Genomic DNA, 25148 nt, shown 5'->3' on the forward strand with positions numbered 1-25148 from the left:
CCTCGTACATTTAATTGTTCAAAAATTACAATAAAAAATAATCCTAAAAATGTAAATAAAACTTTTAAGTCAATAAATGATCCGATTCCAACTAACGTAGCATCATTTTTAATAACTATTCCACCATTGACAAAGCCAATAAAAGCAATAAAAAGTCCTATTCCAACTGAGATAGAGTATTTTAGATTTATTGGAATAGAATTTATAATTTGCTCTCTTACCCTTAAAAAAGATAAAAAAATAAAAATTAGTCCTTCAATAAAAACAGCGGCTAATGCAACTTGCCAAGGAATATTCATTCCAATTACCACAGAAAATGCAAAAAATGCATTTAAACTCATTCCAGAAGCCAATGCTAGCGGTGTATTAGTATAAAGCCCCATTAATATAGTAGAAAATGCTGCTGTTAGACAGGTCGCAGTAACTAATGCACCAATTGGCATACCTGTGTTAGATAGTATTGCGGGGTTAACAGCTATAATATATGACATACTTAAAAAAGTAGTAATGCCTGCAAAAATTTCCTTTCTATAATTAATATCGTTGTTTTTAAATTGGAAATATAAACCTTTTACATATTTTTCCATAAAACTTTCCTTTTTATTGTTTAAAAATATTTTTAATCATAACCATTAACCTTTTAATTCTTTTTAAAGATTTATTAAATCTTATTAATCATAATGTTTTGGAAAAGAATATTTTCACTGTCAGGTAAATTTGAAAATACAATAGTTTTAATAACCCTTTCAGAACTATTTGTAATAACAAATTTTCTAGCTTTAATAAGCTTTAAATAAGCTTTTAAAGAAATATCTTTTCCAACGCTAAAAAAGGTTTGAATATATTTGTGATCAATTAGCTTGTGACGATTAAATAGAAACAAGGCAATTATATCATTCCCAACTTTTAAAAATAAAGGTTCTTTGTACCTTAAATTCCACTTATTAGAAATAGTAAAATAATGTCTTAAAGAAATTTTATTATTCTCTTGAATTAATTTAATATATTTAGAATCTTTTTTTAATTCAGGAATACCGTCAAAAGGGATTGTAGAGCAAGATAATGTTAAAAGTATTAAATAAAAACATAATAAATTCTTTTTAAGAATTTTCAATACAGTCAATAATATATGGAGGCTTTTATAAAATTTTATTTTTAAATGCATATTCTAAAGTATTTTTTGTATTCTCAAAATTAACATCAATAAATCTTGGATCATATTGTAAGGTGTCCTTAGTCCAAACCTGAAAAGACTCCTCGTTAAATAAAAAAACTAGCTTTTTGTAAGGAGTTAAAGCTCTTGACATAAGTGCGAAATTATTTTTATCAAGATTAATGTATAAAAACTTAAAGTTTCCAATGCTAACCACCTTAGAAATGGCGATACTTCCAATATATTTACTGTCTTGAATTAATTTTAAATACCCTTTAGTAAAATTTAAATTTGAGTCTAGCATAACATTTAAAAAAACAGTAAATTTATTACTGGATTTATCTTTTTTAATGTAGATTTGACTATCTGGATAAAAATAAAGAAAATAATCTGCTCTTTCAATTTTTTCAAAATTTTTTTCTAAATCTTCAGCAATATTCAAAATCTTGCAAGAAGAACAAATAAAAACCATTAAAATCAAAGAAAAACTATATTTCATAATTAACTTATATTATACAATACAGAAAGGAGAGTATTTATATTAAATGAATGAAAACAACTTCAGCTCTTATATTGAAAATTCTAAAGTCTATTCGGATTATATAATACTAAAACATAAAATATTACTTATTCCTGTTCCTATAATAAAAATTGCTATGGGAGAAGATCTTAAAATTTTTGAAATAGGTTTTCAAAACAAACATAAAGATTTTTCAGGATATATTCAATTAAATGAAAAATCTTTATATATAAATGAGAATATGAGTCTTGAAAATAAAAGATTTACAATAGCAAAACACTTGGGGCATTATTTGATGCATCAAGATCAAATTAAAAATCTATCTAAAAATGAAAACTATTATAATGATATACAAGATAGTCAAATGGTAACAGAAGCCAATATATTTGCAGCAAACATTTTAGTTCCAACAACTACATTACAATTAAAATTATCTCAATATAAGTCTAGAGAGTACCCTCAAAAAGCAATAGCAAAAGAATTTCAAGTAACCGAAAATACAATTTATTTAAAATTAAGCATACTTAATGACCTTAATAAAATAGATAAAATAAAAAAGAGTAAAAAATTTTTAAAAATTAAAAATATAAAAAATAAAATGGAAGCTAATATTTACCTCCATAATACAGATAAAATTAAAGAATCAATAGCTCTTGATTTGGAAAAATATGAACTTGAAAAAAAAGAGAGAATTAAAAAAATATTCGAAGATCTAGAGTAAAAAGCTTTTTTAAGTTGAAAACTTTTTGAGTATATATTCCATTTTTACATTAGCTAAGACTAAATAATTTTTACTCTTAATAAGAGAATCTAAATGGGTTTTTGCAATTATAACACAATACTTATTGTCCATAAATTTTTTAGCAGTTGGAAAATTTATTTTTAATGAAAAATTTTTTATAATTCTTTGTTTTTCAAGATAAGACAAAACTTCTGCCTTAAAAGATGCACCTTGAGTCAAGCTATAAGCAATAAGTATTCCATATAATCTCTTATTATAAATAAAAAGGTCTTTAATAAGATTAATATTACTATTAAAATTAGATTCATCAACACAAACATAAGCACTATCTTTTATATTATTCAAACTTTCAAAATCAGATGAACGATATAAATACTCATAGTCTTTTATTTTAAAATTTGAAATCTTCAAATCAGGATAATTCATCAAAGATGTTAAAACAGTTAAATTTATTTTATCTTTTTCTGGTATTTTAACCAAAGAAATCGTTGAACAACCCCAAAGTAATAAAAAATAAACAGGAATTAAAAACTTCTTCATTTAATGCTTTAATTGTATTCTTTTAATAAAATAAAGTAAAGTAAATAAAAATATATAAATATTTTGATATAATGTAAAAATAAACTTTAAAAGGATGCTAAATGAGTTATTATGCGCTAAGCAAAATATTTCTATATTCTGGGTACCTTGTTATTGGATTTTTATCTTTTACAATTTTTAATAAAAACTTACGAAATAAAATTAGAGATAAATTAAAAAATTTATACTTTTTATATTATTTAACTTTTTTTACTCTTTTTATTATTAGTTCAAATTTATCTTATTACTTCACTGAAAAGCAGTTATTAGAAAATTTTAATATTTTTGAAAAAGAATTTTTTGAAATACATAATATAAACGAACAATTTTTTCAAAAATATCTACTAAATTTTCCAGTACCAGTAAGAATGGAATTGATGTCAAAATTTGATCCAATATATACAGTATTTAATGCTAGCTTTGAAAAATATGCTCAAAACATCGGCAAAAGTTCTTATGAAATTCAAACAAATTATAAAAATTACGTCAAAGCAACAAATTCAGAAATTCAAAAAAAATTAGAACAAATAAAAGAAAATATTACACCTATTTATAATAAATATAAATTACCTATTCTAAATGGAGAAAATACAGAAATAAGTATTGATGCGAATGGAAATATTATTCCTGTTATAAAAAATACAAACGGACAAATAACAGAATTGCTGTTTTACGATCAAAATTACAATTTAATTCCCTTTAGAAAATTTGAAAGCTATAAAGTTAGATTTGACATAATCCAAGAAAATAAAAATATATACTTCAAGGAATTAATAAACGTTTACTACCTTGATGAAAACAATACTATCATCCCTATAGAATATTATAAAAATAATATAGAAACCAGCCCTTATTACATAGACTTGCAAGAAAATAAAGACAATTTTCTCAAGACAATAAAACTCAAAAAAGAGTATAGTTTATACATTGATAAAAAAAAGCAACTACAACATTTAACTGAAAATGATAAACTTGATGATTTTATAGAATTTTTAGCAAAAAATGATAATATTTTTTCATTAAATACAATATTTTCTAACGGCAATCCAATATTTACTTATGCCATAAATGTAAAAGCAAAAAGTATAATAAATTATTTAATAACAAAAGAATTTAATATCAATTTAACAAATCAAAGTTCTCAAACGGCTCTTCATATTGCCATAATTCATAAATATGAATTGGAATTTATTAAATCACTTATCAAAAAAGGTGCCAATCCAAATATCAGAGATAGCGAGAATAAACTCCCTATAGATTACTCGGATAAAACTAGTGAAATCTATAAATATTTAATCGGAATTTAACTTTGTCATGCTACTTTAATCAGCAATTAGCATGACAAAAAATTTTAACCTGAATTAATCTGATTTATTAAATCTAAACTTAATTTGAAACAATTGCAATAGGAACAAGATATAGCCGATACTTTAATAATAATTAACATAAAATTAAATTGAAACTAATCTTTAACACTTTTTAGAAATACAAAATTTTATAAACAATAATTTAATATACCATTATTTATTCCACACTATAATATTTACAAGATTGAAAAATATTGTTAAGATATTAAGCGTATTATTCAAATTAATTATTTTAATTAATTAATTTGAACTTAATAAAAAGGGGAAAATTATGTCAACATCATCCGCATCTATATCTATATTTACAATATTACAAAAAGTAGGAAAAGCTTTCATGCTTCCTATAGCACTTTTACCAGCAGCTGGAATTTTATTGGGAATCGGAGGAGCATTTACCAACGAAACAATGATTCAGGCTTATGGATTAGAAGGAATACTTGGAAAAGGAACTGTAGCAAGCTCAATACTTTACCTTATGAAATATACAGGAGAAGTAATTTTTGCTAACTTACCTTTAATGTTTGCAGCAGCAATTCCAATAGGACTTGCTAAAGTAGAAAAAGGAACAGCTGCTTTAGCAGGAGTAGTTGGTTTTTTAGTTATGCACCAAACTATAAATGGAATCTTATATATACAAGGAATCACACCAGAAAGCGCAAGCTTAAAAGCACTATTAGAATTAGGAATGCCTGAAACAGCTGCAACTGCAAAAAGTCAGGAATATACAAATGTACTTGGAATATTCTCTCTTCAAATGAGCGTAATGGGGGGACTAGTAGCAGGATTTGTTGCTGTTTTTCTTCATAACAGATTCTATAATATTCAATTACCCACATTTTTAGCATTTTTTGGAGGCACAAGATTTGTACCAATCATAACCACAATAACCATGTTTGTAGTAGGGATATTTTTAACATTTATTTGGCCTTTCATTCAAGGTGCAATGACTTCGTTTGGGCAAATTGTAGAACAATCTGGGCTTTTTGGAACATTTGCATATGGAGCAATAAAAAGATCCTTAATTCCATTTGGACTTCACCATATATTTTACTTACCATTTTGGCAAACAGCTGTTGGTGGAACATTAGAAATAAATGGAGAACTCATATCAGGAGCACAAAATATATTCTTCAAGCAACTTGGGGATACCAATACTGTACACTTTGAAGTTGCAAAGGGAACAAGATTTTTTAGCGGAGAATTTGTTGTTATGATTTTTGGATTACCTGGAGCTGCTCTTGCTATGTACCATACATCAAAACCCGAAAATAAAAAAAACGTAGCTTCATTGCTACTATCTGCTAGCTTTACATCAATGTTAACAGGAATTACAGAACCTCTTGAATTTGCATTCCTTTTTGCAGCACCAGCGCTTTATTACTTTATATATGTTCCTCTTTTTGGATTGGCGTATCTTTTAACACACCTTTTAAACGTAGGAGTTGGACTAACATTTTCTGGAGGATTTATAGATATGTTTCTATTTGGAATACTTCAAGGAAATAGTAAAACAAATTGGATAGCAATTCCTATCTTAGGAATCTTCTACTTTATTGGATTCTACTTTATATTTAAATTTGTAATCATGAAATTCAATCTTAAAACAATCGGAAGAGAAGATGAAGAAATGGAAAAAGATATAAGTTCAGAAAAAACAAATTTATCAGAAACTGCTTTAAAAGTATTAGAGGGCCTTGGAGGAAAAGATAATATTACATATCTTGATGCATGTGCATCAAGATTAAGAGTTAATCTAAAACAAATAGAATTCATCAAATCAGATACCTATTTCAAAAATTTGGGTGCTAGTGGAATATTAAAAAAAGGAAATAGCGTCCAAATTGTATTTGGAGGATTATCCGATAACATAAGAATGGAAATCGATAAGCTTATGTAAAATTTTTTTAAAAAAAATATAAAAACAGCTAATCCAATAGAAAAAGTATATAGTTTTTCTATTGGATAGATTCTATACAAAGAAGGTAATAATGTATAAACAACAATATTTTATTTCTGGTAAAGTACAAGGCGTTGGGTTTAGATTTTTTACAGAACAAGTAGCAAATAATATGAAATTAAAAGGGTTTGTGAAAAATCTAAACGATGGAAGGGTAGAAATTGTAGCTTTCTTTAACACTAAAGAACAAATTAAAAAATTTGAAAATTTATTAAAAAATGGGAATAGGTATTCAAACATTGAAAATATTGAGAAAAAAACTTTAGATGAAAAATATCCTTTTCAATTTAATAACTTTAAAATTTATTATTAGAATTTGCTTCTAGTTTGATAAGCGTCTTAACTTTTTTAGTCCTTAACTTAATATTGCTCACATAAGTATTATTATTCTTGGAATAAGCCACAGTAGCTCTAAAAAAATGTTCAACTTTAAATTTTAAAAATTCTAAAGACTTTCTGTCTCTACAAAAGATATTCAAATTGCCATCAGAAAATTTAATATCAAGACCACAATTACTACCTGTTTTCAAAAATCTACATGAAATAAAACTACCATTTGAACCATTTCTATTAAAAAGAATAAAATATTTTTTACCCCTTTTAGAATCTTTAAAATAAATTTTAAGCCAATCTCCTGCTGGCTTAACTGAAGCCAACTTATCATAAAGATAAGAAATATAAATCGTTCTATTGTCATTAGATTTTAAAATTTTTTTAAAGAAATAACGAAGACCTATTTTCATATCAATATATAATATCTTATTAATAAAATATTTCCTAATATTTCCTAAATGTATTAACAATAATTAAAATATAAACAAACAAAAACTATAGTTTATAATTAAAAATTATTGATAAATATTCTGTAAGTTTTATGTAGTTATAATTGTATCCGTATGCAGATTTAAAAGCTTTGCGAATTTTAACATTCAATCCTCTAACCATAGCTAAAGTTTCTAAATTGTCCTTTAACATCAAATTTTTAATTATAATCAACGTTTTAATATAATTGTCATCAAACATACGAGGTTCTTTTATTAAACTTTCTAAACGCTCCATTGTAAGGATAGAGTAAGTAGCTTTACGTCTAACATATGTATAAATTCTTTGATTAAGCAATTTTAATAAATTATTGTCTGCCTTATCATCTAAATTATCCAAGACATACCTATTGTAATGAAAGGCTGTTGTTATATCGTTTGGCTCGTGTCCTAAAACTTTTGTTATCCAGTAATTCATTTCCATGTTTTTGGGCGCAAATGCAAGATAAGAAAATTTACAATAAATAGCTCTGCAAAAATAAACAGATTCTTCAGGAGCAAAAATATTATTAAAAATTTGACGAAACAATCTATTATAACTGTATGTAAGATTTGAAGAAATTAACTCTTTAGTAAGATTCTCGGTTTGCTCCATATAGCGTATTTCTTTTATAGAATTAATTATTAATTCGGGATCTGCAAAAACTGGAAAAACAACTTCATTAATAATATTATTATCTCGTTTTTTTGCAATAACCTCCATACGAATATGATTTTTATCTGCGATATAAAATTGGGAAAGCTTCATTACTTCAACAGGGCGACGACCTATTGCCATTAAAACTCCATAAAATTTCAATCTAATATCCCGATTTTGATTTAATAAAAGCTTAATTATTTCAATATAGGTATTTAAATTAATTTTAACAAATATCTGTTCTTTCCTATAGCTATTAATTTTTTCAATTTTATATTTATGAGCATAATCATTTAACCATTTTGGAGTTACAAATAAATCTATAAAATATTGGAAATAAGGTTTCTCATTATTAAGTTGATTTAACAATATTAACTCTTCTATTTTTCTCTGATCTTTAATTCCTATATTTTTTAATTCTTTTATTTTTTTTGATTTCCAAAAAAATAAAAAAGTATTATCTTTTCTAAGCTTTTCAATTACTGAAAGATTAATATATTCTTTAATTATTTTCCTGGTTTTTGAAAGATTTAATATTATTGAACGATTTGTAAATTTATCTTTTCTAAAAAGAATGGCTTTGTGATTCTCTGCAAGAATTTTTATTTTTTCTTTCAATTTTAAATAAGAAAGCTCATTATTAAGATATCTTTTATATAGAATTTCTAATTCTTTTCTAAATATTTCAAAATCATTTTTTATCTTCACTTTTGGAGGCATGTTAATTCAATTATACCAAGTTTAAAATTTTTAGCTAAGTAAAAAATTCTAATTTCCTAAAAACATAACTATATATTAAGTTAAATCATAAAATATTGTGCTATATTCATAGCGGTTAATCTTTTAATTGATCTAAAATAGAAATTTTAAATAAATTATTTTATTGCCTATCAAAGAGCTATTTATAAATAGCTCTTTGATATTTTTATCACAAGTTTTGTAATAGTAATTCAAAAAAATTTGCTATTCTTTTTCCTGCAAAAGTAGAACTTTATCATATGCTTTTATAAAGGGCAAGTACATAAATACCGAAATAATTAATAACAATAAAACCAGAACAAAAGATTTAATATCAAGCCCTGTAGACAAAAAAGCCGCAATAGGGGCAGGGGTTGTCCATGGAGTCAAGGTTCTGACTCTTTCAATAATTCCAAAATTAGTAAGAGTATATGCGACAATTATATTAAACATAGGAATAAGTAAAAAGGGAATCCCTAATATGGGATTTAAAACTATTGGTGCTCCAAACATAATAGGTTCATTAATGTTAAAAAGACCAGGAGCAAATGAAAGTCTACCTATGGCCTTTAGATGTTGAGATTTACTAAACATCATAGCAATAACAAGCCCTAAAGTTGCACCAGCACCACCAATATATACAAACGAGTCAAGAAATCCCCCCGCTAAAATATGAGGAAGTGGAAGATTGTCAGAAAGAGCCCTAATATTAGAGTCAAGATTTGTTAGAGTTATGGGATTAAGCAGAGCAACAATAACATTAGTACCATGAAGACCACAAAACCATAATGTATGAACAATAAAAGCAATCATTAAAGTCCCAACTAAAGTATCGCTAATTCTCAAAACAGGCCTAAACACACTCATAATTATTTCGGGGAAAAGGCTTCCTACAGAACTTTGAATAGCAACATTAACACTTTGAGCTACAATTGAAAGTACAACAACGGGTATTAAAGCTTCAAAAGATTTTAAAACAGCAGGCGGAACAGACTCTGGGAGTTTAATTGCCATATTTTTTTGAACTAAAAATTTATAAACTTCAACAGAAAAAATAGCAGAAATAATAGCTGTAAATACTCCTTGAGCGCTAAAATATCTCGCATCAATTACAGGAAACCATGCATTAGGCTGAATTCCCCATTTAGCAGAATCACCAGCATAAGGTATCCAATCTGATTGCCCAGCTAAAATTAAAAATGTATAAAGAGATAGAAATCCCCCCGTAATCCCACTAAGCTTGTAATGATTAGATAAGTTGTAACCAATACCGAAAACAACAAATATAGACATAATCCCCATACTTACATAAAATGGCTGAACAAGATTTCCTTTATATTTAGCCATTAAATCAACATACCACTGTTGATATAACAATGTTTGAGAATCTGTAAAGGGCAAATTCACTAAAAGTAAAATAAAAGAACCAACTATCAAAAAGGGCATAGAAAAAGTAAAACCATCTCTTAAAGCAATTAAATATTTATTTGAACCAATTTTACTAGCAATAGGAACTAAAGTGGTTTCAATAAAATCTTGAAAACTCATGAAAAGCATCCTCCAATAAAAACTAATTAAAAATTACAATTAACAACTTATTATTAATTAATATTATTATATCAAAATCCTTATAAGATATATTTAAAATAAAATTATTTATTTTAAATATATCTTATAATATAATATATTATAAGATATATTAAACAATATAAATTATTGATTTATAAAATAAAAGGAGTGTTCATTATATATGAATAAAAAGATATATAGCATAGAAGAATTAGTAGATAAAATAAGTATGCCTGTTGTAGCTTACTCTGGTGAAGCTAAAAGCTTTCTAAGAGAAGCTTTGGAATACGCTAAAAACAAAGACTATGAAAAAGCAGCGCTTACTATACAAGAAAGTAAAAATTCTATTGCAAAGGCTCATGAAGCACATAGAGAAATAATACAACAATCGGCCACTAATCCAAACTCTGTTAAAACACCTTTTATTTTAATTCATGCTGAAGATCATTTAATGTCTGCAATTTCAGAATTAAGCATTTTTGAAGAATTAATTAATGTTTACAAAATAATAAATGAAATAAAAAAATAGGAGAAAATATGAACATACTACTTGTATGTGGAGCTGGAATGTCCACAAGTATGCTGGTACAAAGAATTGAAAAATATGCCAAAGCAAACAATATAAATGCAAAAATTGAAGCTATTGCTGAAACACGACTTGGCGAAGTTGTTGACCGATTTGATGTTGTTTTACTTGCACCACAGTCAAGATTCAATAAAAAAAGACTTGAAGAAATTACAAAACCAAAAGGAATTCCAATCGAAATAATTAACACAATCGATTATGGAACAATGAATGGAGAAAAAGTATTACAACTTGCAATTAATGCACTTAATAATAAAAGTTCTTTTAAAGAAGGTTAACATGAAAGAAATTGGAATATCTATATACCCTAATGTAAGCCCTAAAAATAAAATTATTGAATATCTTGAAAAAAGTGCTCATTTTGGATTTACTCAAGTATTTACCTCTTTACTCTATATTAACGGAAATGAATTTGACGTGTTCAAAGAATTACTCAATATTGCAAATAAGAACGGAATGAAACCTATTATTGATGTAAGTCCTAATATTTTCAAAGAATTGGAAATTGATCTTTCAAATCTTAGAAATTGTACAAAACTAGATTATTTTAAAAAACTTGGTGCTTGGGCAATCAGATTAGACAATACATTTACAGGCATTGAAGAATCATTAATGACTTTCAACGATTCTGACCTTAAGATTCAACTTAATATAAGCAATATAAATAAACATATTAATACAATAATGTATTTTAAGCCTAATATAAAAAATTTGCTCGGATGTCATAATTTTTATCCCCACAAATATACAGGACTTTCAAGAACTTTCTTTAAAGAAACAACAAAAATATTTAAACATTATTCAATCCCAACAGCTGCATTCATTAGTTCTAATAATGCAGAAGAATGTGCACGAGGAAAAGAAAAAGAAGGCGTTCCTACACTAGAATCACACAGATCTAAAGATATAGAAACCCAGGCAAAAGATCTTTTCAAAGAAGGAATAGACACTGTCCTAATTTCTAATTGTTTTCCAAGTGAAACAGAGCTAAAAAAAGTATCAAAAGTAAACAGAAGCGTTTTAGAGCTTAAAGCAGACCTAAATCCAAAAGCAACTCTAGTGGAAAAAGAAATAATACTAGAAAATTTACATTTTAATAGAGGAGATATTAATTCTTATAGAATTCGATCAACTATGCCAAGAGTATACTACAATAATAAAAAATTTCCTGTACATTCCCCAAATGAAATCAAAAAAGGAGACATATTAATAGACTCTTCAAAATATTTGGGTTATGCGGGAGAGCTTCAAATATCGCTAAAAGATACCCCAAATAATGGTCTTACAAACGTAGTTGGAAAAATAGTCAGTGAAGAATTATATCTGCTTGAAAAAATAGAACCTTGGGAAAAATTCAAAATAATAGAAAATAAATAAATACCCAAATAAAAAGTTTATTTATTGTAAAAATTTTTCAATTGCTTTAAGTACATAATAATAGATAGTAATGTAAGACTCTCTTAAATCAAAATTTTTAGAACTATCAAGAAAATATATAAATTCATTAGTAGTAGAATTAAGATCATCAATATAATTTTTAAGTTCAAAGTCCCGATTAATGGCTTTTATATCATCCAAATTTAAAATAATAGTGATAACATTTTGAATGTTACTATTGATATTATTTTTTAAAGCAATTTTTTTGTTAAAACTATTAATAACATTGAATTCGGATTCATTTGAATTTAAATTAGAAATTGTCAATTTAAATTTATGATCAAAAAAAATGCCAAAATCATAGGTTAATAAACTTGCTTTTTTAGAACTTAAAGCAAGTTTCATTACAATATTATTACTAAATTTATCCAAAATAAAAAAATAAGAATAATAGCTAATATCTTTAATAGAATTAAAGTAATCCTTAGTATGAATACCGGTTTTAAATTTACCATTTCCTAACGATTCATATAAACCAATCTCAATTTTTATTGCTTCATCTAAAGGTCTAATAAAAATTGAAGAAGCACTAATATTACATGAAAATAAAAAAAGAATAAAGGCAAAAATAAAATTAAACTTTTTTTTCATTTAAAATTTCTCATGAAATATTATAATATTAATGAAAAGCTTACATAAAAAGTATAACAAATTATTCAATAATTAAAACCAAAAAGAATATAATTATTGCACTAGAATTACATTTATATAAAATCACTTAAGGAATAAAAAATGAAATACCTTAAATACATTTCATTATTTTTATTAATTTTAGGTTGTAAATCTATGCCAAATGGTAATTTCAATCTACATGATACAAGTCATAAATTAGGAAAACTGAAATTTCAAGAAGATTCAATAATAAGCAGAAATTATGACAATAAAATATCTATTGTGGGGGTATATAACCCTTTAACAGAAAAAGAGAATTTTAAAGTTAATATTTACATCGAAAAAAAAGGATTACAAATAAATCCTGAAAGTATTTTAATAAATGAAGAAAAAATCAATTATCTAGAATATAAAGCAGAGCTTAAAGTAAAATCCGGCTTTAATAAAAGCATTATTAGTATTTCACTAGCTAATTCAAGAGATCTGTTAACCCACATCTACGATAAAAGTATAGGGAAATACATTAACATTGACTTTCAGGATAATTGGAATGTATCACATAGCACAAAATTTAATAAGGATTATATTTTAGAATATTTAACAGATTTTGATAAAGAAACTAAAATATCCCAAAATATATTACAAAAACGCATTGATAATAGAAAAATTGAAATTGAAAAAACAGAGCTTAAAACAGAATATAATGAAATAGAAGATTATTATATCTATAGTATGAAAATTCCGAAATTATTTGAAAAATCAAACACGCCCTCAGAAACTTATGAAACATTTTTAATAGCAAATTATTACCCCTGTGAAAATTTAAATATCCTGTTTTTAAATTTAAGCTTATACTCTGATCAATTGCGCTTTCTACACTCTATTTATGATGAAAATGATAGAAAATTAAAAATTGAGCCACCCGTGAGAACTTTAAAGGATTCAAAAACAATAAAAGAAACATTAAATATAGTATTAAGTCCACAAAAAATAATCGAGCTGACAAAAAATATTGAAAAAGATATTACTTTGAAATTAAAATCTTACGGAGAAAAGGGTGAATTCACATTTGAAATATATAAACCACTTCTTTTAAAATTCTTAAAAGAAGTGGATCATTGTATAAAAAATATACAATCAAGTAGGTAATATTCAAGTAAGCATAAAATTATGCTTACTTGAATATTTATTTACTAATAAAACTTTACTTTTTTTAATATGTATATTATCATTAATTGCAATGCTTAATGCAATAAACGATCAAACGATAGGAGCTTAAAATGTATCAGTTAACAAGTAATAAGATGCCTTTTAATAAAGTAGTAGACCGAAGATTGAAAATATTTTGGGTCATTCAAAAACTGGGCGCTAACTACTTCACGTCTAAAAAAAAATATTCTCTAAGTAATGTTGTAGCAATGACAAATTCTATATTGGAAAAAAAAGGTTTCAAAAAGGTTACTAAAAGAACAATACAAAATGATATAAAAATTTTTGAAAATTTGGGATTAATTAAAAGCCATTTCAATCCGCTTGGGAAAAACAATGGTAGCTTTACTTACTACACAATAAATAAAGCACTTGAAAAATTCGCAAAAAAAATTATCAGCACAGCATATTTTATTAATAAAAAAATTAAACATGAAAAATCAAAAAACAAAGAACTAAAAAAATTTAAAATAATAGAAGAATCTCAAAAATATAAAATTTCATATCAAATAACTTCACATGTTTTAGGTAAAAATATAAGTAAAACTTATAAGAATTCTAGATTTTTTTTTAAAAAACAAAACTTAAAAAAAACAATAAACTTCTTAGAAAAAGAAATCAAAAGAAAATCAAAATTAATAAATCTAGAAGAAATAAAAGAAATAACACAAAACAAAATAAGTTACAAAAATTCATTATGGAACTTAAAAGATTTTATGGAAGAATTATACGAATACGATGAAGCAAAAATCATAAAATTTTTTAAGAAAACTTTAAAAAAAAAGAAAAATAAAGTATGGTTTATGTCAAAAAACTTTAAAAATACGGATTTTAATGAATTAATAAGAGAATTTAAAAATAAAAACAGAAGAAATGGAAGAATAAGATTCGAAAACGAACCACAAATTCATAAACCAAATAATATAAAAAATGCTGTTGTATTAATGAAAAATCTAATAAAAACACAAGAATATGATAAAAAATTACAAATCAAAGTTAAAGAAAATTGATGGAAAATAAAGAAACAAAAAAAAAATTTTTTAACAAAATTGAAAAATTAGAAAACAAAATTATTTATCATACTAAAATTTTTAGTATGATAAATAATTTTGAAGCAAAACCGAAAAAAGGAAAATTTTGGTTATGTCTAAGAAACGTCTTTAACCATAAAAAATACGAAAGCTTTCATTTATTTTCAATAAAAGAAAATGATAAATTTCTAGGAATTTTTTATGGTTTCATAAATCTTTCAAAACCATTTATTATAACTTACTCAGAAAAAGGAACAAAAAAAACTATAAGATTAAAAAAAATATTTTACATGGAATTCAGATTCAAAAAAGGAAGTGTTTTTTGTTATTTAAGGAATATATACATATTCACTAGAAATAAAAACAAAAATAAAATTTTCTATAAATCCCTTTTAGAAAGAACTTTGAAAATTGAAGAGGAAATCCACAAATTTTATGGCAAAAAATATGAAAATAGTAAAGGAATATTAAATTGGATAAAAAAAAACCAAAAATAATAACAATTGCATCAATTAAAGGTGGTGTTGGCAAAAGCACAACATCATTAATGTTTACAAATATACTTTCAAAAAAAAATCACAAAATATTATTGATAGATTTAGACCCACAAGCAAGTAGTACAAGTTTTCATATTAATATTATAAGAAAAAGAAAGATTAACTTAAAAAACATTAATATATACAAAGTTCTTAAAAAAGAAATAGATATAGAAAATTCAATAATCAAAATAAATAACAATATAGACTTCATAGCAAGTCATATAAACTTAAGCAAATTTAATGAGGAAAGCATTTCATTAAAAGAAAATTTACTTAAAATATTTTTAAGCTTCATTCAAAATAGATATGATTTTATCATAATGGATACGGCACCCACATTGGGAAGTTTGCTTAATAATAGCTTAATAATTACAGACTATTTAATTATACCTTTGCCAACAGATCAGTGGGCAATTGAAAGTTTAGATCTAATAACCAGTAGACTTCAAGATCTTTTTAGAGAGGATTTGCCAACATTTTATTTAATAACTAAATTTATTGAGAGACAAAATATCGATAAAGAACTTAAAAAATTTATTGAATGTGAGTATAAAGGAAGTTTTTTAGGAAGTGTGCCAAAAAGAGATAATTTGCGTAAAACTATTTTTTATAGAGAAGATTTTAATTTTAACGAGGATTATTATAAAGCCTATGAAAATATACTTGAAAATTTCTTAAGCATACTTTCAAATTAGTTCCATATGGAATTATTAGTTCCATATGGAACTAATTTGAAAGTATGCAATGGAGAAAATAACCAATGAAATTAAATAAAAAAATAGAAATTGTTAAAAGGGTCGAACTCAATGGAAACGAAATAAAAAAAAACAGAGAATCTAGGTATTTAAAATTAAAAGAAAAACTAAAAATTTTAATAAAAGAGGAATCCTATAATAAAATTGAAACAGCTAGAATTTTAAAAGAAATTAACGATAATAAATATTACGTCATAGATAAATATAAAAGCTTTAATCATTTCATAAAAGATTATAATATGGCAAAAACTACTGTCTATAGATATATGAAACTAGCAATAGGAATTGATAGTGGTAAGATAAATTACGAATTAATTTTAAAAAAAGGAATAAATTATGCTATACAAATTTTAGAAAATAATGGAATTATAGCTAACCCAAAAAATATATTAAATAGGTCCTTTAAGCTAAAAATCGATGACGAAAAAAGCTTTGATTTTTATAAATCAAATATAAACTTTGTAAGTTTCTTACTAAAAGAATTATATTATAACAATCAAAAGTTACTTACAAATATTAAAAATAAATATGACAATTTAAAAGAGAAAAAACAATACTCTGAATTTATAAAGTAATACTACATTTAAAAAATGTTTCAAAAACACTTTACAAAAAATCAAAATACTATATAATAATTTATATAGATTGAGATGCAATGTCTCGCTCTTGTTGTTTGATTAGAATAATAAGTTGGCTACCATAAGGTAGCCTTTGTCATTTTTATAAATTATTAAAATAGGAATCATACATCCTTTATTTAAATTTATTTACAATTAAATTCTTATTTAAAATAGGAAATAAAAAACCAATAAAGATTATAAAAATTAATTTTTATAATCTTTATTTTCGATTGATTCAACCATTACTAAGAAATCTAAGATTTTATATTTTTTTAAGCTTAAATCTTCTAATCCAATTTTAATTTTAACTTCATCATTCTTGTAAGAAGCATCTTCTTCTTTTATCATTTTTTCTAATAAAGACTTGGACAAAACAAATGAGGAGTAATTAATCCAATTGCCAAAAAAATGGTTATTATCCCTTTTATAACTTATTTTTCCTTCAATTCTAGTTCCATCTGGTAGTAATAAAGGATTCTGCTCTGTGATACTATGGTTCCTAAACTTTGTATATAAAACTATTTTAGTTATTCCTGTTTTATAATTAAAAATCCCTTTAAGTTCTGCATTTTTGTTTAAACTTTGGTATATTCTAAATGTTTTTCCAAATTGGTCGTGCTCAACACTTAAGGAAGTGCAAGATATTAATAAAAAAAATCCCAGCAATTTTAAAAATTTTAATTGATCTCGATATAATACCATATCCCTCTCCTTTGGTAAAAAAATTATAACCCAATGAACATAATAATATATTTTTTATTAGATCATTGCAAATAATTTTTAAAAAATTAATTTTTATTTCTTAATCTTATTTTTTTTTAAAAAAAAATAAGATTAAGAAAGTTTGTTTTCTAAATTATATTTACTATAGTCTGTCAATCTTGTGAGTATTTTTAATACTCACAAGACTATTTTTAGGAATCGAAAGGTTAGTTTTAAGAATTATAAACATTTAAGTTCTTTTGTTTTTATGAATATTTTTTTGTTTATAGAATTTTAAAATTTTTCTTTATTTTTTAATTATTTATTATGAATCTTTAAACCCTTGTTTTAAGGGTTTTTGTTTAGCCTTTACAAGGCTTGTATTAAAAAGATTATAATTTTTTATTATTTTCATTTCCAATGGTTATTGTATATAAAAATAGTTTTTAAATTTCTATTATTTATCTATTAATAAATTAATATTGAATTTTAAAAAATGATAATTAAATTATAACTTGTAAATTAAATTTCATATTTAACACTACCTTTAGGCAAAGGAAGTTCTTTATTTGGAATATGCCCGGATAAAAATTGAAAATCAAAACATAATAGATATTTTCTTTGATGAAGAATAAATATAAGTGTTTTATTTTAAGAGTAGTTTAAGTGCTTTCAATAATGTTAATATGAAATTATATTTCATATATAATAAAATATAGTCAAAATTTAAATTTATGAAAACCTGTAAGGATTCTTGATATGAAAGTATTGATAAAAAAGTTAAAAGCCGTATTATTTTTCAATGTAATCTTATTTATTTCTTGTGTTAAGGAAAATGATGGGCACAAATTAGTATTTAAGTTAAATATTGGAAGTGAACCTGCTACTTTAGATGCTCAATTAATAAACGATACATTTGGATCAAAGATTGTAAGTCAAATGTTCCTTGGTATTTTAGATGGAGATCCCAGAACTGGGGGATATAGGCCTGGACTTGCTAAAAGTTGGGATCTTTCTAATGAAGGACTAGTTTATACATTTTATTTAAGAGATAATCTTGTTTGGAGCGATGGAGTTGCTATTACTGCTGAAGGAATAAGAAAATCATATCTTAGAATTTTAGATAAAGAAACCAGCTCGTCTCTTGTTAACATTATTAAGTCTACTATAAAAAATGCAGAAGAGTATTTTGATGGTAAAGTGAATGAGTCTGATCTTGGAATTAAGGCTCTTGATGAGAAAACTTTAGAAATAACGTTAAAATCACCAAAGCCATATTTTCTTGATATGTTAGTACATCAAACGTTTGTTCCTGTACCAGTTCACGTTATTGAAAAGCATGGGCAAGAGTGGACAAATCCTGAGAATATGGTTGTTAGTGGCCCTTTCAAATTAAAATCTAGAGTTTTAAATGAAAAAATTATTCTTGAAAAGAATAATAAATATTATAAATCTAAAGATGTTGTTCTTGACAATATTATATTTTTTATCACAGACAATAGCATTACAGCTTATAATATGTATTTAAATGATGAACTAGATGCAATTTTTAACAATATTCCACCCGATTTACTTAAGGATCTTAAGCTTAGAGATGATTATTATTCAATAGGCACTAATTCAACCTATTTTTATTCTTTGAATACCAAAGTAAAACCGCTTGACAATGTTGAAGTTAGAAAGGCGCTATCTCTTGCCATTGATAGGAAAACTTTAACAGAGAGCGTTCTGAATGATAGTTCTATTCCTACAAGAAGAGCAACGCCAGATTATATTGATTACTCTTACAAAAGCAATTTAAGCTTATTTGATGTTGAAATGGCAAAGAAGCTTTTAGTGGATGCGGGATATCCTAATGGTAAAAATTTTCCTTTATTGAAAGTAAAGTATAATACAAGTGATAGGCAGAGAAAAATTGCTGAATTTATTCAAAATCAGTGGAAGAAAAATTTAAATATTAATGTCCAGCTTGAGAATGAAGAGTGGTCAACATATATAAATAGTCGAGTAAATGGTAATTATGAAATAATAAGGGCAGGGTGGTCAGGTGATTATGCTGATCCTATGACATTTTTAAGCATCTTTAAAACCGAAAACACAGCTTTTTCATCTTATGGATATTCAAATTCCGAATATGATAAACTTTTAATAAAGTCAGATCATGAAAGTAATATTTTTGAAAGACAAGAAATTCTAAAAAAAGCAGAAGCAATAATAATTGAAAGAGATTTTCCGGGTATATTTATTAATATAATTTCTTCTAGTTATCTTTTTAGGAACGACAGGTGGAAAGGTTGGGAGCCAAATATTTCGGAAAGATTTAATTTATCTGAAATAAAGCCAATTAAATAATTTATAGTCAGATCAAAGATCTGACTATAAACAAAAATAAGAAATGAATTTTTATTTTAAAAATTCATTTCTTATTAATTTAATTATTTTAGAGTTATTATTTTTTAATAAAGTAAATGCTGAGTGCATTAATGCTAGAAAAAGTATTGCAAAAACAGATGACATTATTATATTTTTCATTATTTTTCTCCTATCAAGTTTTTTATTTCTTCGAAAGATAATGCAATATTTTAACAGTTTAATGAAAATAGTTATATAATTTGATAGAGATTTTGTATCTTTATGGCATTTTAAAAACATCGTGTGGATGCGATTCTTTTAATGAAGAATGGCTTATTTTTACAAACTTAGAATTTATTTTTAAATCAGATATTGTGATTGCTCCTAAATAACCCATTCCAGACATTAATCCACCTTTTAGTTGGTTCAAAATATCTTTTAATTCTCCAGAATACGGTACCATACCTTCAATTCCTTCAGGGACTAATTTTTTAGGCTCGTTGTTCTCGAGTTGAAAATATCTTGATTTAGAGCCCCTTTTCATAGCGGAAATAGAACCCATTCCAACGTAAGATTTGAATTTCTTTCCATTGTAAATTATTTCCTCTGAAGGAGATTCTTTCGCGCCTGCAAAGAGATTTCCTATCATTACACTATCAGCTCCTGCTGCAATGGCTTTAACTACATCTCCTGAAAACCGGATTCCACCATCTGCTATAATGCAAATATTTGTGTTTTTGCAAACTTCATAAACGTCGCAGATTGCTGTTATTTGGGGAACGCCAACCCCTGCAACGATTCTTGTTGTGCATATACTACCTGGACCTATTCCTACTTTTAAACAGTCTGCTCCTGCATTGATTAAATCTAATGCGGCTTCTTTAGTTACTATATTGCCAGCAATAAGGTCTAAATTTGGGTACTTGTTTTTAATTGTTTTTACAAGTTCTATTATTCTTGTAGAATGCCCGTGGGCAGAGTCTATGACAATCAGATCTACATGTGCTTTTACAAGTTCTTCAACTCGTTCTATGGTATCAATATCAATAGAAATAGCAGCTCCTACTCTTAGCTTGCTATTTAAATCTTTACATGCATTAGAAAAATCTTCTTTGTGTTCTGTATTTTTATGTATTTCGGGTTCTTCTAAATATTGCTTTGTAAGCATTTTGGTTTCTTGTTCGTTTGTAACCTTATTAGTGTTGATGGTTTTTTGGGCTTTATATGTTTTTACTTTCTCAATTTCTTTTTTTTGAGCCTCTATTGACATATTTTTATGTATAATCCCTATTCCGCCTTCTTTAGCAATAGCTATTGCCATTTGGCTTTCTGTAACAGTATCCATAGCTGAGCTTAAAAATGGTATATTTAAGGATATGTTTTTTGTCAACTGTGTTTTTAAGCTAACCTCACTAGGTAATATAGAAGATTTTCTTGGAATTAAAGACACATCATCAAAAGTCAAAGCTTCTTTTATTATCTTGTTTGTCATAAAGTTTCCTTTTTGTTGTTTTTATTATTCCCATTCTATGGTTGATGGAGGCTTGGAAGATATATCATAGCAAACCCTGTTTATACCTCTAACTTCATTAATTATTCTTGAAGAAACTTTTTTTAAAAAATTATAAGGAAGCTCAGTCCATTCTGCAGTCATGAAGTCTTGAGTATTTACACATCTAATGACAGCTGTGTATTCATATGTTCTTTGATCCCCCATTACGCCCACAGATTTAACAGGCAGCAATACAACAAATGCTTGTCTTATTTCATAATATAAATCATTTATAAAAAGCTCTTCTATGAGGATATTGTCTGCTTCTTGCAAGATATTTATCTTCTCTTGTGTTATTTCTCCAATTATTCTTATAGCTAGTCCTGGACCCGGAAATGGGTGTCTATATAGATCTTCTTTTTTAATACCTAGATTTATTCCTATTTGAATTATTTCATCTTTAAAAAATTCATTCAAAGGTTCTAAAAGTTTTAAACTCATCTTATCTGGAAGTCCCCCCACATTGTGATGAGATTTAATTTTTGAAGAAGCGTTATTTTTTGATTTAGATTCAATGACGTCAGAATAAATTGTTCCTTGGGCTAAATATTCTATATTTTGATCTCCTAGAGTAATTTTTTCAAAAACATTTACAAATTCTTTTCCTATTATTTTTCTTTTTTCCTCAGGATCACTTATATTTTTTAAATGGTTCAAGAATTTTTCAGAAGCATTAATGTATTGTATATTTAAATCATATTGCTGCTTTAATTCTAGTATTTTTTTATCTTCATTTTTACGCAATAAACCAGTGTTTACAAAAACACAGATTAAATTTCCTTTTATTGCCTTTTTTATAAGTAATGCACAGACTAAAGAGTCTGTGCCACCAGAAAGCCCCAAAATAACCTTTTTGCTGCCTACTTTAAGCTTAATTTTTTCCACAATGGTTTCTATATTACCTTCTAATGACCAATTGGTTTGAGCTTGGCAAATTTTAAAAACAAAATTTTTAAGTATTTGATCACCAAATTCAGAATGAGTTACTTCTGGATGAAATTGTAGACCATAAATTTTTTGAGTTTCATCTGATATAGAAGCAATACAATTTTTTGTAAAAGCTAACTGTTTAAAATTGTTGGGAATCTTTTCAATACTATCTCCATGACTCATAATAATTTGAAATTTGTTTGGAAGTTCTGAAAATAAAAGAGATTTTTCATTTTTTAAAAAGAGCTCGGAACTTCCATATTCTTGTTTACAGTCTTTAGATACTAGGCCTCCAAATAATTTAACAATTAATTGCATTCCATAACATATACCTAAAACGGGTATTTTTAAATTAAAAATTTCCATATTCAAGGTAGGGGCATCTTTTGAGTAAACAGAGGCGGGCCCTCCACTTAGTATTATTCCTGCAATGTTCATATTTTCAATTTCTTTTAAAGGGGTACAGTAAGGTATTACTTTTGTATAAACGCCAATTTCTCTAATTCTTCTTGCAATTAGCTGACTATATTGGGATCCAAAATCTAATATAAGTATTGCACGAGCATTCATTATACGAGTCCTTAAAATAAATAAAAGTTTTCTTATTAAAGTGCATGTCATTTAATTATAGCATATTTAGCTTTGTTTCTGCCAACCTTAGAATTAAATTAAGACAATGTTTGTAATATTTTAAATAATTTTTCAAATTGATTTATTGAAAAATTATTTAAAATATTACTCTTGAAAAATTATTTTTTTTATATAAAAAATTGAAAAGAAAAATTGTTGGACTATTAATTCATAAAAAGGAGGCACAAATTAATGAAAAAGAATACATTAAGTGCGATATTAATGACTTTATTTTTATTTATATCTTGTAATAATTCAGGGAAAGGTGGGGATATTGCATCTACTAATCCTGATGAGTCTGCGAAAGGACCTAATCTTACAGAAATAAGCAAAAAAATTACAGATTCCAATGCAGTTGTACTAGCTGTGAAAGAAGTTGAGGCTTTGCTTTCATCTATAGATGAACTTGCTAAAACTATTGGTAAAAAAATAGAGGCAAATGGTTTGGGTAACGAAGCGGATAAAAACGGATCATTATTAGCAGGAGCCTATGCAATATCAACCCTAATAAAACAAAAATTAGATGGATTGAAAGGTCTAGAAGGATTAAATAAAGAAATTGCGGAGGCCAAGAAATGTTCCGAAGCATTTACTAAAAAGCTACAAGATAGTAACGCAGATCTTGGAAAACATAATGCTACTGATGCTGATTCAAAAGAAGCAATTTTGAAAACAAATGGGACTAAAACTAAGGGTGCTAAAGAACTTGAAGAGTTGTTTAAATCAGTAGAAAGCTTGTCAAAAGCAGCTAAAGAAGCATTAAGTAATTCAGTTAAAGAGCTTACAAGCCCTGTTGTAGCAGAAAGTCCAAAAAAACCTTAATTAGATCAATATTATAAGATTAATTTGTTTTAAAAAAGTAATTGGAAAAATAAAGTCAATATAGAGTCAAGAAAGATTTCTTGGCTTTTATTTTTTTATTTTTCTAAAAAATTTCTTAAAATGCATTTTAAATAAGGATTAAATGAATTTAACTTGAAGTTTTTCTTAAAAGGAATCAAACGTATTTCAAAAGTAGTAATAGATTAGCTCTAAGTATTTTACTTATAAACAAAATTAGACGGCAATTTGATTTAGAGATTGCAAAGTTTTGACAGACTTTTAAAGATAATAAGTGGTTTCTTTGGTTTTATGTGAGCTTTTATAAAGTTGTCTAATAGGCAAAATATTTTAACGATAAAAACTTTTTTTATGATTTACAATTTAGTTTTTTAAAATTGCAAATTTTAAATTTTTTTTATAAATAGTAAATCAGTTAATAACCATAAATAAATTTAATAATAAAAACTATACACAGTATTACCATTATCGGAGAGATTTTATTTTTTTTATTTTCCAACAAATTAAGTATTATATTTATTAAAACATAAAATATTATTCCAATGCTTATTCCTGAAGAGATATTGTATGTTAAGGGAATTAAAAAAAGTATTAAAAAACTGGAAACATTTTCTCTTATATTAGAGAAATTAATTTTTATTATTTCTCTGCACATTGAAAATCCTACATATATTAGTGCTGCAGCAGTTGCACTAGCAGGAACAGCAATAAATAATGGTGAAAGGAATATTGCAATAAAGAACATTATTCCCGTTACTATTACTGTAAGTCCAGTTTTACCACCTTCTTCTATTCCCGTGCAACTTTCAATGTATGCTGTTACAGTTGACATTCCCATTATTGCTCCAATAGTAGTAGAAATGGCATCAATTAAAAATATTTTGCCAACATTGGGAATTTTTCCGTTTTTGTCTAACATATTACCTTTTGCTGCTACTGCTATTAAAGTGCCTAAAGTATCAAATAAATCATTAAACAGTAATATCAATACAATTGTAATAAAGCTCCAAAAATGCTCACTCAAAATATAAGAAAAATCTAATTGATTAAATATTGGCTTAATAGATTCGAATCTCAAAATTCCGTCTGGAAAACGTATTCCCGCAGCAACTGCACTTTCTGGATTAAAGATCGCATATATCCAGGATATAGCAGTGACTGAGCAAATTGCCCATAGTATACTTCCTCGTACATTTAATTGTTCAAAAATTACAATAAAAAATAATCCTAAAAATGTAAATAAAACTTTTAAGTCAATAAATGATCCGAT

General features: G+C 25.7%; 27 protein-coding genes. 14 read left to right on the plus strand and 13 right to left on the minus strand.

All coding sequences use genetic code 11. From position 1 onward, the window contains the following. The 3 genes from HNP63_RS05725 to HNP63_RS05735 form a co-directional block, all read right to left on the minus strand. Positions 1–587, minus strand: a 587-nt coding sequence (locus HNP63_RS05725) for a solute carrier family 23 protein (RefSeq protein ID WP_183227481.1), incomplete at its 3' end; no start/stop codon positions are given. Positions 588–661: 74 nt separating this feature from the next. Further along, positions 662–1165 (minus strand): hypothetical protein, encoded by a 504-nt coding sequence (locus HNP63_RS05730; protein ID WP_044052355.1) that lies wholly within the window; start codon positions 1163–1165, stop codon positions 662–664. Beyond that, on the minus strand, positions 1140–1652 hold the full coding sequence (locus HNP63_RS05735; protein ID WP_011600718.1) for a hypothetical protein: 513 nt from the start codon (positions 1650–1652) through the stop codon (positions 1140–1142). Before HNP63_RS05735 ends, HNP63_RS05730 begins: the two co-directional genes overlap by 26 nt. 46 nt (positions 1653–1698) lie before the next feature. Between HNP63_RS05735 and HNP63_RS05740 the strand changes: the two genes are divergently transcribed. Beyond that, positions 1699–2394, plus strand: a complete 696-nt coding sequence (locus HNP63_RS05740) for an ImmA/IrrE family metallo-endopeptidase (protein WP_073999347.1) — start codon at positions 1699–1701, stop codon at positions 2392–2394. 9 nt (positions 2395–2403) lie between these two features. Here HNP63_RS05740 and HNP63_RS05745 read toward each other — a convergent pair whose 3' ends face one another. Further along, on the minus strand, positions 2404–2955 hold the full coding sequence (locus HNP63_RS05745; RefSeq protein WP_011600720.1) for a hypothetical protein: 552 nt from the start codon (positions 2953–2955) through the stop codon (positions 2404–2406). A 101-nt stretch (positions 2956–3056) separates the two neighbouring features. On the opposite strand from HNP63_RS05745, the gene HNP63_RS05750 reads away from it, so the two are divergent. The 3 genes from HNP63_RS05750 (at position 3057) to HNP63_RS05760 (ending at position 6631) form a co-directional block, all read left to right on the plus strand. Next, complete coding sequence (locus HNP63_RS05750; protein WP_011600721.1) at positions 3057–4301, plus strand: ankyrin repeat domain-containing protein; 1245 nt, start codon at positions 3057–3059, stop codon at positions 4299–4301. 331 nt (positions 4302–4632) lie between these two features. After that, positions 4633–6258: a PTS transporter subunit EIIC gene (locus HNP63_RS05755; protein WP_012579235.1), complete on the plus strand. Its 1626-nt coding sequence runs from the start codon at positions 4633–4635 to the stop codon at positions 6256–6258. Between the two features lie 91 nt (positions 6259–6349). After that, on the plus strand, positions 6350–6631 hold the full coding sequence (locus HNP63_RS05760) for an acylphosphatase (RefSeq protein ID WP_011600696.1): 282 nt from the start codon (positions 6350–6352) through the stop codon (positions 6629–6631). On the opposite strand, the gene HNP63_RS05765 is transcribed toward HNP63_RS05760, so the two are convergent. The 3 genes from HNP63_RS05765 to celB form a co-directional block, all read right to left on the minus strand. Then, complete coding sequence (locus HNP63_RS05765; RefSeq protein ID WP_011600697.1) at positions 6615–7061, minus strand: hypothetical protein; 447 nt, start codon at positions 7059–7061, stop codon at positions 6615–6617. The two genes, HNP63_RS05760 and HNP63_RS05765, sit on opposite strands and share 17 nt — an antisense overlap. Positions 7062–7146: 85 nt before the next feature. Continuing rightward, positions 7147–8496 (minus strand): telomere resolvase ResT, encoded by a 1350-nt coding sequence (gene resT / locus HNP63_RS05770; protein ID WP_011600698.1) that lies wholly within the window; start codon positions 8494–8496, stop codon positions 7147–7149. Positions 8497–8739: 243 nt separating this feature from the next. Next, positions 8740–10062: a PTS cellobiose transporter subunit IIC gene (gene celB / locus HNP63_RS05775; protein WP_011600699.1), complete on the minus strand. Its 1323-nt coding sequence runs from the start codon at positions 10060–10062 to the stop codon at positions 8740–8742. A gap of 202 nt (positions 10063–10264) precedes the next feature. Between celB and HNP63_RS05780 the strand changes: the two genes are divergently transcribed. The 3 genes from HNP63_RS05780 to HNP63_RS05790 are packed head-to-tail and all read left to right on the plus strand — an operon-like array spanning position 10265 to position 12046. Continuing rightward, on the plus strand, positions 10265–10612 hold the full coding sequence (locus HNP63_RS05780; protein WP_011600700.1) for a PTS sugar transporter subunit IIA: 348 nt from the start codon (positions 10265–10267) through the stop codon (positions 10610–10612). A gap of 8 nt (positions 10613–10620) precedes the next feature. Continuing rightward, complete coding sequence (locus tag HNP63_RS05785; protein ID WP_183227483.1) at positions 10621–10947, plus strand: PTS sugar transporter subunit IIB; 327 nt, start codon at positions 10621–10623, stop codon at positions 10945–10947. A 1-nt stretch (position 10948) separates the two neighbouring features. Beyond that, positions 10949–12046, plus strand: coding sequence for an alpha3-beta1 integrin-binding protein (locus HNP63_RS05790; RefSeq protein ID WP_183227485.1), 1098 nt, complete (start codon positions 10949–10951; stop codon positions 12044–12046). Positions 12047–12067: 21 nt separating this feature from the next. On the opposite strand, the gene HNP63_RS05795 is transcribed toward HNP63_RS05790, so the two are convergent. Continuing rightward, complete coding sequence (locus tag HNP63_RS05795; protein ID WP_011600703.1) at positions 12068–12697, minus strand: hypothetical protein; 630 nt, start codon at positions 12695–12697, stop codon at positions 12068–12070. Between the two features lie 141 nt (positions 12698–12838). On the opposite strand from HNP63_RS05795, the gene HNP63_RS05800 reads away from it, so the two are divergent. From HNP63_RS05800 to HNP63_RS05820, 5 genes are all read left to right on the plus strand, one after another. Then, a complete protein-coding gene (locus HNP63_RS05800; protein WP_011600704.1) occupies positions 12839–13867 on the plus strand; it encodes a hypothetical protein in 1029 nt (342 codons plus the stop codon). A 131-nt stretch (positions 13868–13998) separates the two neighbouring features. Continuing rightward, positions 13999–14937: a plasmid maintenance protein gene (locus HNP63_RS05805; protein WP_183227487.1), complete on the plus strand. Its 939-nt coding sequence runs from the start codon at positions 13999–14001 to the stop codon at positions 14935–14937. Continuing rightward, a complete protein-coding gene (locus HNP63_RS05810; protein WP_012579233.1) occupies positions 14937–15455 on the plus strand; it encodes a DUF226 domain-containing protein in 519 nt (172 codons plus the stop codon). The genes HNP63_RS05805 and HNP63_RS05810 overlap by 1 nt, the downstream gene beginning before the upstream one ends. Further along, positions 15431–16192 carry a ParA family protein gene (locus HNP63_RS05815; RefSeq protein WP_183227489.1) on the plus strand — a complete coding sequence of 254 codons (762 nt, stop codon included), beginning with the start codon at positions 15431–15433 and terminating at the stop codon, positions 16190–16192. The genes HNP63_RS05810 and HNP63_RS05815 overlap by 25 nt, the downstream gene beginning before the upstream one ends. A 65-nt stretch (positions 16193–16257) precedes the next feature. Next, positions 16258–16827, plus strand: coding sequence for a chromosome replication/partitioning protein (locus HNP63_RS05820; protein ID WP_183227491.1), 570 nt, complete (start codon positions 16258–16260; stop codon positions 16825–16827). 249 nt (positions 16828–17076) lie between these two features. Here the strand turns inward: HNP63_RS05820 and HNP63_RS05825 are convergent, their stop codons facing one another. Beyond that, positions 17077–17574, minus strand: coding sequence for a hypothetical protein (locus HNP63_RS05825; RefSeq protein WP_011600709.1), 498 nt, complete (start codon positions 17572–17574; stop codon positions 17077–17079). 759 nt (positions 17575–18333) lie between these two features. On the opposite strand from HNP63_RS05825, the gene HNP63_RS05830 reads away from it, so the two are divergent. Beyond that, entirely contained in the window at positions 18334–19926 is a 1593-nt protein-coding gene (locus tag HNP63_RS05830) for a peptide ABC transporter substrate-binding protein (RefSeq protein WP_183227493.1), read from the plus strand. A 51-nt stretch (positions 19927–19977) separates the two neighbouring features. On the opposite strand, the gene HNP63_RS07170 is transcribed toward HNP63_RS05830, so the two are convergent. From HNP63_RS07170 to guaA, 3 genes are all read right to left on the minus strand, one after another. Continuing rightward, the gene (locus HNP63_RS07170; RefSeq protein ID WP_257786991.1) at positions 19978–20106 is read right to left on the minus strand and encodes a hypothetical protein; all 129 of its coding nucleotides are present in this window, start codon (positions 20104–20106) and stop codon (positions 19978–19980) included. Positions 20107–20206: 100 nt separating this feature from the next. Then, the gene (guaB, locus tag HNP63_RS05835) at positions 20207–21418 is read right to left on the minus strand and encodes an inosine-5'-monophosphate dehydrogenase (RefSeq protein ID WP_011600712.1); all 1212 of its coding nucleotides are present in this window, start codon (positions 21416–21418) and stop codon (positions 20207–20209) included. Between the two features lie 24 nt (positions 21419–21442). Then, positions 21443–22978, minus strand: coding sequence for a glutamine-hydrolyzing GMP synthase (gene guaA / locus HNP63_RS05840; protein WP_183227495.1), 1536 nt, complete (start codon positions 22976–22978; stop codon positions 21443–21445). A gap of 252 nt (positions 22979–23230) precedes the next feature. On the opposite strand from guaA, the gene ospC reads away from it, so the two are divergent. After that, positions 23231–23860, plus strand: a complete 630-nt coding sequence (ospC, locus tag HNP63_RS05845) for an outer surface protein OspC (RefSeq protein ID WP_183227498.1) — start codon at positions 23231–23233, stop codon at positions 23858–23860. A gap of 433 nt (positions 23861–24293) precedes the next feature. Here ospC and HNP63_RS05850 read toward each other — a convergent pair. Further along, a partial coding sequence (locus tag HNP63_RS05850) for a solute carrier family 23 protein (RefSeq protein WP_183227500.1) occupies positions 24294–25148 on the minus strand: 855 nt, incomplete at its 5' end.

The sequence above is a fragment of the Borreliella afzelii genome, assembly GCF_014202295.1.
In the GTDB taxonomy this organism is placed as follows: Bacteria; Spirochaetota; Spirochaetia; order Borreliales; family Borreliaceae; genus Borreliella; species Borreliella afzelii.

Bases quoted from the DNA above. Each gene is read 5' to 3' on its own strand.
- HNP63_RS05800 (WP_011600704.1), top strand. From the start codon at position 12,839: ATGAAATACCTTAAATACATTTCATTATTTTTATTAATTTTAGGTTGT.
- HNP63_RS05790 (WP_183227485.1), top strand. From the start codon at position 10,949: ATGAAAGAAATTGGAATATCTATATACCCTAATGTAAGCCCTAAAAAT.
- celB (WP_011600699.1), bottom strand. From the start codon at position 10,062: ATGAGTTTTCAAGATTTTATTGAAACCACTTTAGTTCCTATTGCTAGT.
- HNP63_RS05730 (WP_044052355.1), bottom strand. From the start codon at position 1,165: ATGCATTTAAAAATAAAATTTTATAAAAGCCTCCATATATTATTGACT.
- guaB (WP_011600712.1), bottom strand. From the start codon at position 21,418: ATGACAAACAAGATAATAAAAGAAGCTTTGACTTTTGATGATGTGTCT.
- HNP63_RS05735 (WP_011600718.1), bottom strand. From the start codon at position 1,652: ATGAAATATAGTTTTTCTTTGATTTTAATGGTTTTTATTTGTTCTTCT.
- ospC (WP_183227498.1), top strand. From the start codon at position 23,231: ATGAAAAAGAATACATTAAGTGCGATATTAATGACTTTATTTTTATTT.
- HNP63_RS05805 (WP_183227487.1), top strand. From the start codon at position 13,999: ATGTATCAGTTAACAAGTAATAAGATGCCTTTTAATAAAGTAGTAGAC.
- guaA (WP_183227495.1), bottom strand. From the start codon at position 22,978: ATGAATGCTCGTGCAATACTTATATTAGATTTTGGATCCCAATATAGT.
- HNP63_RS05765 (WP_011600697.1), bottom strand. From the start codon at position 7,061: ATGAAAATAGGTCTTCGTTATTTCTTTAAAAAAATTTTAAAATCTAAT.
- HNP63_RS07170 (WP_257786991.1), bottom strand. From the start codon at position 20,106: ATGAAAAATATAATAATGTCATCTGTTTTTGCAATACTTTTTCTAGCA.
- HNP63_RS05825 (WP_011600709.1), bottom strand. From the start codon at position 17,574: ATGGTATTATATCGAGATCAATTAAAATTTTTAAAATTGCTGGGATTT.
- HNP63_RS05820 (WP_183227491.1), top strand. From the start codon at position 16,258: ATGAAATTAAATAAAAAAATAGAAATTGTTAAAAGGGTCGAACTCAAT.
- HNP63_RS05785 (WP_183227483.1), top strand. From the start codon at position 10,621: ATGAACATACTACTTGTATGTGGAGCTGGAATGTCCACAAGTATGCTG.
- HNP63_RS05810 (WP_012579233.1), top strand. From the start codon at position 14,937: ATGGAAAATAAAGAAACAAAAAAAAAATTTTTTAACAAAATTGAAAAA.
- HNP63_RS05745 (WP_011600720.1), bottom strand. From the start codon at position 2,955: ATGAAGAAGTTTTTAATTCCTGTTTATTTTTTATTACTTTGGGGTTGT.
- HNP63_RS05780 (WP_011600700.1), top strand. From the start codon at position 10,265: ATGAATAAAAAGATATATAGCATAGAAGAATTAGTAGATAAAATAAGT.
- HNP63_RS05830 (WP_183227493.1), top strand. From the start codon at position 18,334: ATGAAAGTATTGATAAAAAAGTTAAAAGCCGTATTATTTTTCAATGTA.
- resT (WP_011600698.1), bottom strand. From the start codon at position 8,496: ATGCCTCCAAAAGTGAAGATAAAAAATGATTTTGAAATATTTAGAAAA.
- HNP63_RS05795 (WP_011600703.1), bottom strand. From the start codon at position 12,697: ATGAAAAAAAAGTTTAATTTTATTTTTGCCTTTATTCTTTTTTTATTT.
- HNP63_RS05760 (WP_011600696.1), top strand. From the start codon at position 6,350: ATGTATAAACAACAATATTTTATTTCTGGTAAAGTACAAGGCGTTGGG.
- HNP63_RS05740 (WP_073999347.1), top strand. From the start codon at position 1,699: ATGAATGAAAACAACTTCAGCTCTTATATTGAAAATTCTAAAGTCTAT.
- HNP63_RS05755 (WP_012579235.1), top strand. From the start codon at position 4,633: ATGTCAACATCATCCGCATCTATATCTATATTTACAATATTACAAAAA.
- HNP63_RS05750 (WP_011600721.1), top strand. From the start codon at position 3,057: ATGAGTTATTATGCGCTAAGCAAAATATTTCTATATTCTGGGTACCTT.